This is a genomic window from Modestobacter sp. KNN46-3 (assembly GCF_011039295.1).
Map to the genome: position 1 here is coordinate 1 of NZ_JAAKGN010000140.1, position 13,370 is coordinate 13,370.

The 13,370-nt window shown below is 72.5% G+C and carries 10 protein-coding genes and 1 tRNA gene; 3 read left to right on the forward strand and 8 right to left on the reverse strand.

Annotation, left to right across the window (positions count from 1 at the left end):
- Positions 1–322 precede the first annotated feature (322 nt).
- From G5C62_RS21315 to G5C62_RS27620, 5 genes are all read right to left on the reverse strand, one after another.
- Entirely contained in the window at positions 323–1,165 is an 843-nt protein-coding gene (locus G5C62_RS21315; protein ID WP_164702589.1) for an oxidoreductase, read from the reverse strand.
- 992 nt (positions 1,166–2,157) lie between these two features.
- Positions 2,158–2,231: transfer RNA gene (locus G5C62_RS21320), tRNA-Gly, on the reverse strand.
- 84 nt (positions 2,232–2,315) lie between these two features.
- Entirely contained in the window at positions 2,316–5,021 is a 2,706-nt protein-coding gene (locus tag G5C62_RS21325) for a S8 family serine peptidase (RefSeq protein WP_164702590.1), read from the reverse strand.
- 123 nt (positions 5,022–5,144) lie between these two features.
- Entirely contained in the window at positions 5,145–5,681 is a 537-nt protein-coding gene (locus G5C62_RS27615; RefSeq protein ID WP_206330771.1) for a methyl-accepting chemotaxis protein, read from the reverse strand.
- A complete protein-coding gene (locus tag G5C62_RS27620) occupies positions 5,678–6,094 on the reverse strand; it encodes a hypothetical protein (RefSeq protein WP_206330772.1) in 417 nt (138 codons plus the stop codon). The genes G5C62_RS27615 and G5C62_RS27620 overlap by 4 nt, the downstream gene beginning before the upstream one ends.
- A gap of 112 nt (positions 6,095–6,206) precedes the next feature.
- Here G5C62_RS27620 and dcd point away from each other — a divergent pair, with 112 nt between their 5' ends.
- Complete coding sequence (gene dcd, locus G5C62_RS21335; RefSeq protein ID WP_036336332.1) at positions 6,207–6,800, forward strand: dCTP deaminase; 594 nt, start codon at positions 6,207–6,209, stop codon at positions 6,798–6,800.
- 87 nt (positions 6,801–6,887) lie between these two features.
- The gene (locus G5C62_RS21340) at positions 6,888–7,661 is read left to right on the forward strand and encodes a methyltransferase domain-containing protein (RefSeq protein WP_036336333.1); all 774 of its coding nucleotides are present in this window, start codon (positions 6,888–6,890) and stop codon (positions 7,659–7,661) included.
- Between the two features lie 2 nt (positions 7,662–7,663).
- Here the strand turns inward: G5C62_RS21340 and G5C62_RS21345 are convergent, their stop codons facing one another.
- The 3 genes from G5C62_RS21345 to G5C62_RS21355 form a co-directional block, all read right to left on the reverse strand.
- The gene (locus G5C62_RS21345) at positions 7,664–8,974 is read right to left on the reverse strand and encodes an MFS transporter (RefSeq protein ID WP_036336334.1); all 1,311 of its coding nucleotides are present in this window, start codon (positions 8,972–8,974) and stop codon (positions 7,664–7,666) included.
- A 50-nt stretch (positions 8,975–9,024) separates the two neighbouring features.
- Positions 9,025–9,585 (reverse strand): hypothetical protein, encoded by a 561-nt coding sequence (locus G5C62_RS21350; RefSeq protein WP_164702591.1) that lies wholly within the window; start codon positions 9,583–9,585, stop codon positions 9,025–9,027.
- Positions 9,586–9,702: 117 nt separating this feature from the next.
- Entirely contained in the window at positions 9,703–11,994 is a 2,292-nt protein-coding gene (locus G5C62_RS21355; protein WP_164702592.1) for a (Fe-S)-binding protein, read from the reverse strand.
- Between the two features lie 304 nt (positions 11,995–12,298).
- Here G5C62_RS21355 and G5C62_RS21360 point away from each other — a divergent pair, with 304 nt between their 5' ends.
- Positions 12,299–13,288 carry a type IV toxin-antitoxin system AbiEi family antitoxin domain-containing protein gene (locus G5C62_RS21360; RefSeq protein WP_164702593.1) on the forward strand — a complete coding sequence of 330 codons (990 nt, stop codon included), beginning with the start codon at positions 12,299–12,301 and terminating at the stop codon, positions 13,286–13,288.
- Positions 13,289–13,370: the final 82 nt, after the last annotated feature.

Below are 13,370 nucleotides of genomic sequence, written 5' to 3' on the forward strand. Positions count from 1 at the left end.
CATCTCGCATCTCCTGCGGGGAAGACAGGATCAGACGAGCGCAACGGTCCACCCGCTCAGGACCCCAGCGAGGAACGTCGGCCGGTGTGTCGCGAACCGAGGCCAAGGTTGGCAGCCGCGGCACTAGCTCGCGGGCCGCGTGCAGCGTCCAGTTGGGGTTGTCCAGCAGCTCCCGGGCGAGCGCGATGAGGTCGACGTCGCCCTGCTCGAGGGCGCGGTCGACCAGCCTGGGATCCCCACAGCAGGCCGACACCGATCGTAGCGATGCCGGCGCCCTTTTTCACCTCCGCGGCGAGGGGCAGCTGATACCCCTGTTCGAGGGTCATGCCCTGCGGGCGTTCGCGTCCGGCGATGCCGCCGCTGAGCAGGCGATCGCGTCGACGCCCAGGTCCTTCAGGCGCCGCGCCAGGTGGATCGTGTCATCGACCTGCCAGCCGTCCGGATGCCAGTCGGTCACCGACAGACGAAAGACCAACGGATACTCGTCGGGCCAGACCTCGCGGATCGCCGCGGCGACCTCGGCCGCCAGCCGGCCTCGTCCCTCGAGGTCTCCCCCGTAGCCGTCGCGGCGTCGGTTCGAAAGCGGGGAGTAGAACTGATGGAGAAGAAGGCCGTGCGCGGCGTACACCTCGATCACCCGGAAACCCGCCTCGCGGGCCCGCTCAGCGGCGGCGCGGAACGCCCCGATGACTTCCCTGATGTCCTCGGCGCTCATCTCGGCCGGCGTGGGGCCAGCCCTCGGCGTACGGGAGCCCGCTCGGGCCCACAGCGGGCCACGGCTGCTCGCCGCGCTGGGCGATGTCCTCCTCATCGACCGGTGTCTCTCCGTGCCACGGTCGGCGCTCGCTGGCCTTGCGCCCCGCGTGCCCGAGCTGGATTCCGCCACCGCGCCCTCTCGCTGGAGGAAGCGGGTGACCGCCGCGAGACCGTCAACGTGGGCGTCCGACCAGATCACGAGGTCGCCGTGCGTACGCCGGCCGCGCTCCTGGACCGCGGTCGCCTCGGTGAACACCAGGCCGGCGCCGCCGAGGGCGAATCGACCGAGGTGGACCAGATGCCAGTCGTTCGCGACCCCGTCCTGCGCGCGGTACTGGCTCATCGGCGAGACCACAACGCGGTTCCTGAGCGGCACACCGCGCAGCGTGAACGGCGCGAACAGCGTCATCGTGGGACTCCTCTCGATCCTGAGTCTTGGTCCCAGCCGCGGCCAGGATATGGGGCTGTTCGCGGTTGAGGAGGCGGCGTTCTCGCGCGGATGCGCGCTGCCGGTCCTGGACCTCTGACGTCGAGGCCGCAACCCCCGCCACTCACACCGCCACCTACTAGACAAGCTTTGAAGCCGCCTCAGGGCGACTCGCAGACGACGCCGTGACAGAACTTCACGTCGGTGTCCACACCCCTGGTCGCTCCTACAACCCGCTTCAGCCGGCACGCTCATCGGGGTAGGAGGCGGCGAGTAGTGCGAGAGGCCGACTCCTCCATCCATAGCGGGCAGGCATCCTGGGGCCCCGACGGCCGTGCCCGCTGCGTGCCCGTAGTACGGGCACGCAGCGGCTATCGACGGTAGCCAGCGGTCTCAGCGACTTCGGTCTTGACCTGCCAAAACTTTGATTGGCATTGGTTCGCGGAGCCCCTGTACCAGGCTTGAAAACCTCCGTCGCTGGCGCTCCTTCGTCGCTATGCTCGCCGCCGAGACTCGGCGAGCGCGGCTCCCGAACGCCGGCCGGATGAGGCTCAAGACGGGAACTGCGGATCGCTTGTCTCAGGGCCGCGACGACCTCCTGCTCTGCCCGACCGGCGAACGCTCGCTCGACCTCCCTCGAGGGCGCGATCGTGATACTCCATGGCCCTGCCGCGCGGCTGTCGGTCGAGGTCACCGTGGAAGGTGCCCATGCTCCGACGCTATCGCCTCGACTTGGACCGACGGGCGACGCCCGAGAAGATCCGCCGGCGGATGGTGTGACCGAATCTCGGTTACGGCGCGGATCATGCCTGCAGACGAGGGTCTCACCTGCGCGGATGAGTCCCTCCGCGTGAACTATCCATGACCTACGGGGTGGAAAACAAGGGGTCATAGGGGGCTGATACGGGTCATCCAGACGGTCACCAAGTAGTCCATTGGATGCCTGGACAGGCGCCTTGAGCTGCGGCTTTACGTGGAGCGGGTGACGAGAATCGAACTCGCACTGTCAGCTTGGGAAGCTGATGTTCTACCATTGAACTACACCCGCGACAGGTCAGTGACCTGTCGGAGAGCTTAGCAAGGCAGTCGCCCCCGACCGGAACCCGGTCGGGGGCGACTGTGTCTCAGCGGCTCAGAGCAGCACGCCTCGGCAGCTGGTGCTGCAGTCCAGCGACCAGAACGAGCTGCCCAGCCGGCCGAAGGCCGCCGAGCGCACCAGCCGCTCGCCGTTCGGCCCGACCGCGGTGACCAGGGACGAGCCGCCGCCCGTGCCCGGCGTGCTGCCGGAGTCCGGCGTCGACCCGTCGTCTGTGCCCGGCGTCGAGCCGCCGCTCGCCGGGTCCTCGACGTAGGTGAGGCCGTCGGTCAGCACCGAGGACTCGGTGCCGGACGGACCGAAGACGAAGACGTCGTACACCCCGGCCACCAGCTCCGGTGCGGTGAAGACGACCGACGTGCTGTCGGAGCTGACGACGGTGGCCTCCCGGGTGCCCCCGATCCGCACCCGTGCGCCGTCGGGGACGTTGGTCCCGGTGACCGTGACCCGGGTCCCGCCGGCGGTGCTGACGACCGCCGGGGAGATGCTGGTCAGGCCGAACGGCCCGACCTCCGGGTAGGTGACGACGGACGGCGGCGGGGTGCTGTCGCCCGGCGCGGGGTCCGTGGTCCCAGGACCCGTGGTCCCGGAGTCGGTCGTCCCAGGGTCGGTGGTGCCCGGGTCCGTCGTCCCGGGGCCGCTCGTGCCCGGGTCCGTCGTGCCGGGGTCGGTCGTGCCGGGGTCGGTCGTGCCGGGGTCGGTGGTGCCCGGGTCCGTCGTCCCGGAATCGGTGGTGCCCGGGTCGGTGGTGCCCGGGTCGGTGGTGCCGGGGTCGGTGGTGCCGGGGTCGGTCGTGCCCGGGTCCGTGGTGCCGGGGTCGGTCGTGCCGGGGCCGGTGGTGCCCGGGTCGCTGGTGCCCTGGTCGGTCGTGCCGGGGGTGCTGCCTTCCGTGCCGGGGTCCGTCGTACCGGGCTCGGTGGTGCCCGGGCCCGTCGTGCCGGGGTCGGTGGTGCCCGGGTCCGTCCTACCGGGGTCGCTCCCCGGCGTCGTCCCGCCGTCCGGTGCGGGGGCCGAGGTGTCGCCGACCAGCAGCGGCGCGGCGAACGTGCCGCCGAACGGCTGACCGTCCACGAGCAGCTGCGCGCTCAGCGCGTAACGGCCGAGGGCGAGGTCGGCCGACGGGGCGAGCTCCAGGCCCTCCACGGTGGTCAGCGTGCCCAGCGGGACGGTGACCTGGCCGGCGTCGTCGGTGGTCAGCGTCGTCCCGGCGACCGTGACGGGCTCACCGGACAGGGCCCAGACCTCGCCGCCGTGCTCCATGCCCAGGCCGAGCACGATCTCGTAGGTCCCGGCCAGTTCCGGGCCGGTCGCCCGGACCCGCGGCGTCGCCGGGCCCGTCGGGGCCGTCATCGAGGTGAACTGGTAGCCGACGGAGGCCGCACCGGGGTCCAGCCGGCTGACGTTCAGCCGGCCGCCGGTGACCGACTTCCCGGTGAAGGCGGCGATCGGGTCGACGTCGGCCAGCAGCGCCGCCCGCAGCTCGGCGATGGTCGCGGTCGGCATGGTGGCCCGGTGGAGCGCCAGTGCGGCAGCCACCTGGGGCGCAGCGATCGACGTCCCGCTCACCAGCTGGTGGCCGCCGTCGTTGGAGGTGGTGACCACGAGCTCGCCGGGGGCGAAGAGGTCGACGGAGGTGGCGCCGTAGGCCGAGGAGGCGGCGACGGTGTCGGCGGCCGTCGAGTTGCCGACCGTGACGACGTTCGGCTCGGTCAGGCTGGCCGGGTAGACCAGCGAGGTGTCCCGGTCGGCGGCGTCGTTGCCCGCCGCGGCGACGACGAGCACGCCCTTGGCCTCGGCGTACGCGACGGCGGCGCGCAGGTTGTCCAGCGCCGACCCGGTCACCGGTCCGCCCCACGAGGCGTTGACGACGGCGGCGCCGTGGTCGGCGGCGTAGCGGATCGCCTGGGCGCCGAGGTTGACGTCGACGCCCTCGCCGGAGCCGATCACCAGCGGCATGAGGGTCACGTCGGGGGCGACGCCGGCCGAACCGACCCCGTTGTCCTTGCGGGCGCCGATGACGCCGGCGACCGACGTGCCGTGCCCGCCGCCGGCGCCGTTGTCGACGTCGGGGCTGTTGGTCGTGAAGTTCCAGCCGTGACAGTCGCCGGCCAGGCCGTTGCCGTCGACGTCGACCGAGCCGCAGGACTCGGCCGGGTTGGTCCACAGCGAGCCGGCCAGGTCCGGGTGGTCGGAGTCGAAGCCGGTGTCGACGACGGCGACGATGAGCCCGGCGCCGGTGGCGGCGTCCCAGCCGACCGAGCCGTCGATGTCGGCGTCGGCCACCACCGGGGACTGGCCGTAGGCGTTGGACCCGGTGTTCTCCAGGTGCCAGGCGTACGGCGCGTAGTACGGGTCCGAGGCGGTGCCGAACACGGGCACCGAGGGGGAGAGCTCCACCGCGGCGACGCCGGGCAGGGCGCGCAACTGAGGCAGGGTGGGGCCGTCGACGGCGACCAGGGCGGTGCCGTCGAAGAGCCGCTGCGCGGAGCCGACGCCGTCCTGCTGGTCCAGTCCGGCCAGGAACTCCGGCGTTGCGTCCCCCGCTGCTGCGGTGACCATGTACCGGGTCAGCCCGTCCCCGGGGCCGAAGCCCTCCGCCACGGGGAGCGTCGTCGGGCCGACCAGCGCGTCCACGGCTGCGGCACCGCCGAAGCCGGTCAGCGCAGCGGCGACGACGGCGACCACGCGCACGCCCCGGCCGTGCGCGGGCAGCCGACTGCCCTGGTGGCCCACGAGATCCATCCGGTCCTCCTCCGAGGTGCACCCCATGCCGTCACGGCGGTGCTCGGAAGAGGGGCATCGGCCCGGCGGGTCCCCCGCTGGAGCGGCCCGGTCGCCGCTCCCCCCATCGGGTGACCCCGGACCTCAGCCCCGCATCTCGCCCAGGAAGCCGGTCATCTCCGACCGCAGCTTCTCCGCCATCTGGGACAGCCCGGTGGTGTCGCTGCCGGCCGGCCCCAGCGACGCGGAACCGTCGACCGCTGCGGCGATCCCGTCGACCAGCCCGTTCATCTCCGTCACGGTGTTCCCGACGTTGCCCATCACGGTCGCGACGTCGTCGCACGCCGCGCGCACCGACTCCACCTGGGTGGTCACCCGCTCGGTGGCCCGGGCGGTCTGGTCGGCGAGGTCCTTGACCTCGGAGGCGACGACGGCGAAGCCCTTGCCCGCCTCGCCGGCGCGGGCCGCCTCGATGGTGGCGTTGAGCGCGAGCAGCCGGGTCTGGTCGGCCACCGTCTCGATGAGCGCGATGACCTGCTGGATCTCGGTCGAGGAGCGGCCCAGCGAGGTGATCGAGTCGCGGGCGCGCTCCACCTCGGTGCTCGCGGCGGTGGCTGCCCCGGTGAGCCCGGCGGCGGAGGCGCTGAGCTCGGTGGCCGCGGTCGCCACGCCCTCGCTCATCGCCAGCACCACGGACTCGAACTCGTCGGCCAGCCGCAGCCGGGAGTCCGGGCCTCCACCACCCGATCGGCACTGCACCGCATCGCGTCCCGGGCGGCGTTGATGTCCGACGCGCTCTGCCGGTAGGCGCCGGGCAGGCCGGTGAGCAGCACCTGCCGGTGGAAATGGCCCTCGGCCGCCGAGGTCAGCGCGGCGCTGGACTCCCGGATGAAGGCATCGCAGACGTCGAGCGCGCGGTTGACGCTGTGCTGCAGCGCGACCAGCTCGGGGACGCCGTCGGACCCGGGGACCGGGCGGCTGCGCGCCTCGAGGTCGCCCCGGGCTGCGGCATCGCAGGCCTCGGTCAGCTGCTGGACGAAGGCCCGGTAGACGGCCAGCTGGGCCGCGTCGGTGGAGGAGGGACGCCGTGGCACCTCAGTCGCCCTGTCGTGTCTCGCGTACATCGGCAGCTGTGCGCCGCTGTCGACCCGGGGCGGCCGGAACGGGACGAAGGTCCCGAGCACCGCTGTCCCTAGACTCCGCGCCATGCTGCTGTCCGACCGCGACATCCGAGCGGCCCTGGCGACCGGCCGGCTCGGGATCGAGCCCTACGAGCCGGCGATGGTGCAGCCCTCGAGCATCGACGTCCGGCTCGACCGGTTCTTCCGGGTCTTCAACAACGCCCGGTACACCCACATCGACCCGGCCGAGCAGCAGGACGACCTGACCACCCTGGTCGAGCCCACCGGTGACGATGCCTTCGTGCTGCACCCGGGTGAGTTCGTGCTCGGGTCGACGCTGGAGGTCGTCCGCATCCCCGACGACCTCGCCGCCCGGCTGGAGGGGAAGTCCTCCCTGGGGCGGCTCGGGCTGCTCACCCACTCGACGGCGGGGTTCGTCGACCCGGGGTTCAACGGGCACATCACGCTGGAGCTGTCCAACGTGGCGAACCTGCCGATCACGCTGTGGCCGGGTATGAAGATCGGCCAGCTGTGCCTGTTCCAGCTGAGCTCGGCCGCCGAGCACCCCTACGGCTCGGCGGTCTACGGCTCGCGCTACCAGGACCAGCGCGGGCCGACGCCGTCCCGGTCGTTCCGCAACTTCAACCGGGCCGAGACCCGCCGCGCCGACCCGGCCTGACGGTCCCGCGGTGGCGGGTGACCGCCCACTCGGTGAACGGTCGGGCGTGGCTGGATGACGGACCGCCTTCCGGGGTAGGCCTGTCCCATGGACCCCCGGGACACCGCTGTTCTCCTGCCCCAGCCGTCGGGCAACCACATCGTGGACGGTTCCTTCGACTGCGCCGAGGAGTCGGCTCACTACGCGTTCTCGGTGCAGCTCCTGCTGACCCAGTACGCGACGTTGGTGCCCTGGCAGACCGAGGGTGTCGCGGAGCTCGGCAGCGGTGACGCACGGGCCATCGCCCACGTCGTCCGGGCGGTGCCCGGCTTGCAGGTGCACGGCACCGACATCAGCGCGACGTCGGTCGAGCGGGCCCGGCAGACGATCAGCGGCCTCGGCGTGGCCGACCGCTACGCCGTCGAGCACGGTGACTTCTTCGCCTGGGCCGACTCCCCGAGCGGGCGGGACGTCTCCACGGTGATCGCGAACCCGCCCTACATCCCGGCACCGGATGCCGACATCCTGATGCCCGAGCTGTGGGGCGGCTGGTACGGCAACGACATGGTGCTCCGGCTGCTCAAGGCCGGTTTCGAGCACCTGTTGGTCGCGCTGCCCAGCTACTCCGACCCCGCCGGCACCCTGGCCACGGCCCGCGACCTCGGGTACCAGGTGGCCAACTTCCTGGCGATGGGCCTGGAGTTCGGTGCGTACAGCGGGGAGCCCAAGGTGCGCGAGCACATCGCCGAGCTCACCGCGGAGGGGCGCGGCTGGGCGGGCGAGGACTCCTACGTCGTCGCCGTCGCACTGCTCACCCGGTCACCGGAGCTGCGCCGGGACCGGTCCACCGAGCTGTTGCGCGCGTTGCAGCTGCCCGTCTGAGCTCAGCGCTCGGGGCGCGGGAGCAGGACCGGGGGTTCGGCGCCGGCGACCTCGGTCTCCGGGAAGTCCCCCGGGCGACCGGCCGGGCCGCCGAGCGCGGGCACTTCGTCGTCGACGTACCTCGGTCGGCAGATGCTCCAGCCGGTGGCCAGCAGCAACCCGACGCCGACGTAGACCAGCACGAACATGCCGGTGTAACCGCCGGTGAGGCCCCGCAGCAGGCCGACCAGCAGCGGACCCACCCCGGCCAGTGCGTACCCCCAGCCCTGGGCGACGGTGGAGAGGGCGCTCACCGACTCCGGGGTGCGCCCGCGCAGCCCGAAGAGGGCCAGGATCATCGCGAACGTGCCCATGCCCAGCCCGAGCAGGCAGACCCACAGCCAGGTCAGCGTGAGCGGTGCCAGCAGCAGGCCGGTCCAGCCGGCCAGGTAGCAGGCGACGAAGGCCAGCAGCATCGGCCGCTGCCAGGTCGGCCGGACCGTGCCGAGCGGGACGACGGCGTTGAGCGGGATCACGATCAGCGCGTTCAGCCCGACCAGGAACCCGGCTGCCTCCGCGGACATCCCCTGGTCGCGGAGGTACTGCGCCGTCCAGCCGACGATGACGTAGGCCTGCATCGCCTGCAGGCCGAAGAAGGCCGCCATCGTCCAGGCCAGCCGGCTGCGCCCGAGCGCGCGCAGCCGCACCGCGGCGTGCCCGCCCCGGGAGGCGCCCGGCCGGACCGGGACGGCGAGCCAGGGCAGCGCCGCGACCAGGGCGAACACCGCCCAGATGCCCAGTCCCCAGCGCCAGCCCTCGGCGCCGGCCGCCTCGGCGATCGGCGCGGTGGAGACGCTGGCGACCGCCCCGCCGATCGCCAGCGCCGTGCTGTAGGCGCCCACCAGCAGACCGGTCCGATCCGGGAACCACCGCTTGACCAGCCCGGGCAGCAGCACGTTGCCCAGCGCCCCGCCGACCATCGTGGCCACGGTGCCGAGCAGGAAGACCCACACGTTCGGCACCGACACCCGCAGCAGCAGTCCGATCGCCATGACCAGCAGGGCCGCGGCCAGCACGTGCCCGTCGCGATACCGGGCGGCCAGCGGCGGGCCCGCGAAGCCGATCAGCGCGAAGCAGATCAACGGCATGCTGGTGATCAGGCCGGCGAGGCCGGAGGAGATGCCGAGACCGCGCTCGATCTCCTCCAGCACCGGGCCGACGCTGTTCACCGCGGTGCGCAGGTTGAACCCGGTCAGCACGATCGCCGTCCCGACCAGGACCAGCCCCTGCCGGGAGGAGGTACGCGTCGGCGGTGGGGCGGCGGTGCGGGTCACGTCCGCTCATCCTCCTCCCCGAGCCGCCGTCGCCCGGGAGTCGGGTGCTCCTACCCGGTACCGGTGACCGTGACCGGCACCGCGGCCACCTGCTCGGTCGTGCCGTCGCCGGCCACCCGCAGCATCGCCAGGTCGTGGACGCCGTCACCGGCCGGGGCGGCCAGCCGCAGGGTCGGGCTCACGCACTGGGGCAGCCGGAACGCCGGCCCGGCGGCGGTCTGGGTGTAGCTGACGGTGGTGCCGGCGTCCCCGCGGACCGGTTCGCCGTCCAGGGTCATCACGTAGTCGACGTCCTCGGCCCCGGTCACCCGGAACCGCAGCGGCTGGCCGGCGGTGACGACGCTGCTGGCCACGGCGATCTGCGGGGCGTCGCAGTCGGCGGTGATCGGCACGTCCTCGGCGCCGCGGCCGCCGACGACGGCGAGCACCGACATCGCCACGATCGCGACGGCCAGCCAGGTCCAGTGGCGGCTGCGCCGGATCGTCGGGCGGTCGTCGGCCAGCGCGCGCTCGTCGTTGACGTCGCGGGCGTAGTGCATGCGCGTGCTGCGGGAGGCGGCGGCCCGTTCGGCCTCCCCGCGGCGACGACCGCCGCCGTACGGAGAGCTCATGGTGCCCAGTGTCCCTCCGGCTCGTCCCCCTGCACCGACGACTGTCCCCCCGCACGAGCGTTGGTGCGGGGGGACAGTCGCTGATCAGGTGACCTGATCACTGCTCGCGGCGGCGGCTCAGCTGTGCTGGGTGGCGGCGGAGCCGGTGCCGGCCGGGTCGTCGGGCTCGGTGCCCACGCCGGGGCCGGACTCCGTGCCCGGCGCACCCGCGGGGGCCATCGAGCGGAGCAGGATCTGGCTGACGTCCAGCACCTCGACGTGCGACTTCGCCTCGCCGGCCTGCTGCTTGCTGGTCACCGCGTCCGACAGCATGGTGATGCAGAACGGGCAGGCGGTGGAGATGACGTCCGGGTCCAGCTCGAGCGCCTCCTCGGTGCGCTCGACGTTGATCCGCTTGCCGATCTTCTCCTCCATCCACATCCGCGCGCCGCCGGCGCCGCAGCAGAAGCCGCGGTCCTTGCAGCGGTGCATCTCCTGGGTGGACAGGCCCTTCACGGAGTCGAGGATCTCCCGCGGGGGTGTGTAGACCTTGTTGTGCCGGCCCAGGAAGCACGGGTCGTGGTAGGTGACCTTGCGGTCGATCGGGGTGACCGGGGTCAGCCGCCCCTCCTCGACCAGCTGGCCGAGCAGCTGGGTGTGGTGGACGACGTCGTAGTCGCCGCCCAGCTGCGGGTACTCGCGGTTGATCGAGTTGAAGCAGTGCGGGCAGGTGGCGACGATCTTCCGCCGTCCGGCCGGGCGCTCCTCGAAGACGGCGTTGAGCGTCTCCACGTTCTCCTGCGCCAGCTGCTGGAAGAGGAACTCGTTGCCCATCCGGCGCGCTGGGTCACCCGAGCAGGTCTCCCCGTTGCCCAGGACGGCGAACTCCACGCCGGCGATGTGCAGCAGCTCGGCGACGGCCTTGGTGACCTTCTTGGCGCGGTCGTCGATGGCGCCGGCGCAGCCGACCCAGAACAGGTACTCGACGTCGTCGTCGATCGCGCCATCGACCTGCCGGACCTCGAAGTCCAGCTCCTTCATCCACTCCTCGCGGACGTTGCCGCCCACGCCCCACGGGTTCCCGCGGTTCTCCAGGTTGCGCATCATCACGCCGGCCTCGGAGGGGAAGGAGGACTCGATCAGCACCTGGTAGCGGCGCATGTCCATGATGTGGTCGACGTGCTCGATGTCGACCGGGCACTGCTCGACGCAGGCGCCGCAGTTGGTGCAGCTCCACAGCACGTCGGGGTCGATGACCCCGCCCTCCTCGAGGGTGCCGACCAGCGGGCGGTGCGCCTGGGCGTCGTTGGTGCCCTCGATCCGGGCGTAGCCGGACGCCCAGACCTGCTCGTCGCTGGGCTTGAGGGTGGAGTAGTCGGCGAAGTCGGGGGCGTTGTCCGACGCCTTCGTCGCGCCGGTCAGGTACGGGGCCTTGGCGTACAGGTGGTCCCGCAGGTCCATGATCACCATCTTCGGCGACAGGGGCTTGCCGGTGTTCCAGGCCGGGCACTGGCTCTGGCACCGCCCGCACTCGGTGCAGGTGGTGAAGTCCAGCATCCCCTTCCAGGTGAAGTCCTCGATCTTGCCGCGACCGAAGACGTCGTCCTCGCCGGGGTCCTCGAAGTCGATCGGCTTGCCGCCCGAGGTCATCGCCGGCAGCGGGCCCAGGGCCTGGCTGCCGTCGTCCTCACGCTTGAAGTAGATGTTGAAGAAGGCGCTGAACCGGTGCCACGCGACGCCCATGTTGAGCACCCGGGAGATGGTGATCAGCCAGCCCAGGCTCACCACGATCTTCACGAACGCGACGACCGACAGCAGGTCGGGGCTGGCCGGGACGACGTTCGCCAGCAGGCCGGAGACCGGGTGCGACCAGGCCGGCGCGTCGGTGAGGTCGGCGGCGACCTTGATCGCGCGGATCAGCAGGATGCAGATGCCGATGGTCAGGACGACGGCCTCGACGAAGTAGCCGCGCCCCTCGTTCGACCCGGCGAACCGGCTGGCCCGGCCCTGCCGGCGCGGGTGGTCGAGCTGGCGCCGGACGATCAGGTACAGGATGCCGAGCACCGTGGCCGCGCCGATCAGGTCGACGAAGAGGTTCCACAGCGCCCACTCGCCGATCAGCGGGAGGTGCCACTCCGGGTTGAAGACCTCCCCGAACGCCTCGACGAGGGTGAGGAAGAGGCCGTAGAACCCGATGAAGACGAACCAGTGGGCGGCGCCGATGGCCGACCACTTGAGCATCCGGGTGTGCCCCAGCGACTCGACCGCCAACGTCTTCAGCCGCGGGCCGACCGGGCCGGAGCGGGTCGGGTCGGGCTGTCCGGTGCGGAAGATCCGCAGCATCGCGCGGACGGCCTTGGTGGCGTAGACCACCGAGACGACCAGCAGGATCACGGCCAGCGTGCCGAGGACGATCTGCAACGGGCCCATGAGCTCCCTCTCGTGCGTGCGCGGGCGTCGTCGCCCACCCGGCACGGACACTAACCGGGCGCCCACAGGCTACCCGCGGGTAACCCCCAACCCCGCCCACGCCGGCGCCGCCGCGGCGCCCTGCCGGCCGAGCCCACCAGCTCTGGGATCAGGTCACCTGGTCACGTGGGCACCTACCGGGTGGCCGGCCGCGCGGTAGGTGCCCACCACGCGAGGTAGGACGTCGCCGTCCACATCACGTCCTGCCGTCCACAGCTGGACCGCGAGGCCGCCTCGGGCTCGGTCGCGGGGTGACCCTCGACGGGTGCTCCCGGTCCTCGACGAGATCGCCTCGCGCCAGTTCGGCGTCTTCACCTCCGCCCAGGCGCTCGCTGCCGGCCACTCCCGCGACGAGGTGCGCACGCTGTTGCGCACCCGTGCGTGGAGCCGGCGACGGCGCGGGGTCTACTGCGCCGGCGACGTGGCGGCCCGCGCCGCCGGCGACCCACGGCTCGCCCACCTGCTCGACGTCGCCGCCGTCCTGGTCGCCCTACCGCGGCGCCCGGCGGTCAGCCACGCATCGGCGGCGGCCGTGCACGGGTTGCTCGTCCCGCGCCGGGGGCTGACCGAGGTGCGGCTCACGGACCCGTACAACTGGCGCGTGGGCCGCGGCTACCGGGTCTCCCAGGGTGGCCTGCCCGCCCGTGCGGTGGCCGGCTGGGGACCCTTCTCGGTCACCGCCGTCGCCCGGACGCTGGTCGACTGTGCACGGGAGTGGGAGCTCGTCGACGCGGTCGTCGCCCTGGACGACGCGCTCCACCGGGGTCTCACCGATCCCCTGCTCCTCCGCGAGTCGGTGGCCGGTGCGCGCCACTGGGAGGGTTCGGCCCGCGCTGCCCGGGCGGTGCGGCTGGCCGACGGTCGCGCGGAGTCGCCGCTGGAGAGCGCTGGTCGGGTCCAGATCGTCACCAGCGGGCTCCCGGTGCCCGAGCTGCAGGTCGAGCTGTGGGACGACGAGGGCTTCATCGGCCGCGTCGACGGGTGGTACGACGACGCGGCGGTCGCCCTGGAGTTCGACGGTGCGGTCAAGTACCTGGACCCGCGCGGCGGGCGCTCGCCCGGTGAGGTGCTCTGGCAGGAGAAGCGACGAGAGGACCGGATGCGGGCCGCCGGCGCACGCCCGGTGCGGATCGCGAAGGCGGACCTCGGGGCCCCGTGGTCTGGCGTCCGCGGCCGGCTGCGCACCCTGCTGCTCACTCCGTACGCGGGACCGCGCGGGTTCCGGGTGGTGCGCCGTCCCAGCCTGACCGGCTGAGGTCGACGTCCTACCTGACCGTGTGGGCACCTACCGAACGGTCGGCCGCTGGGTAGGTGCCCACATGACCAGGTGACCTGAT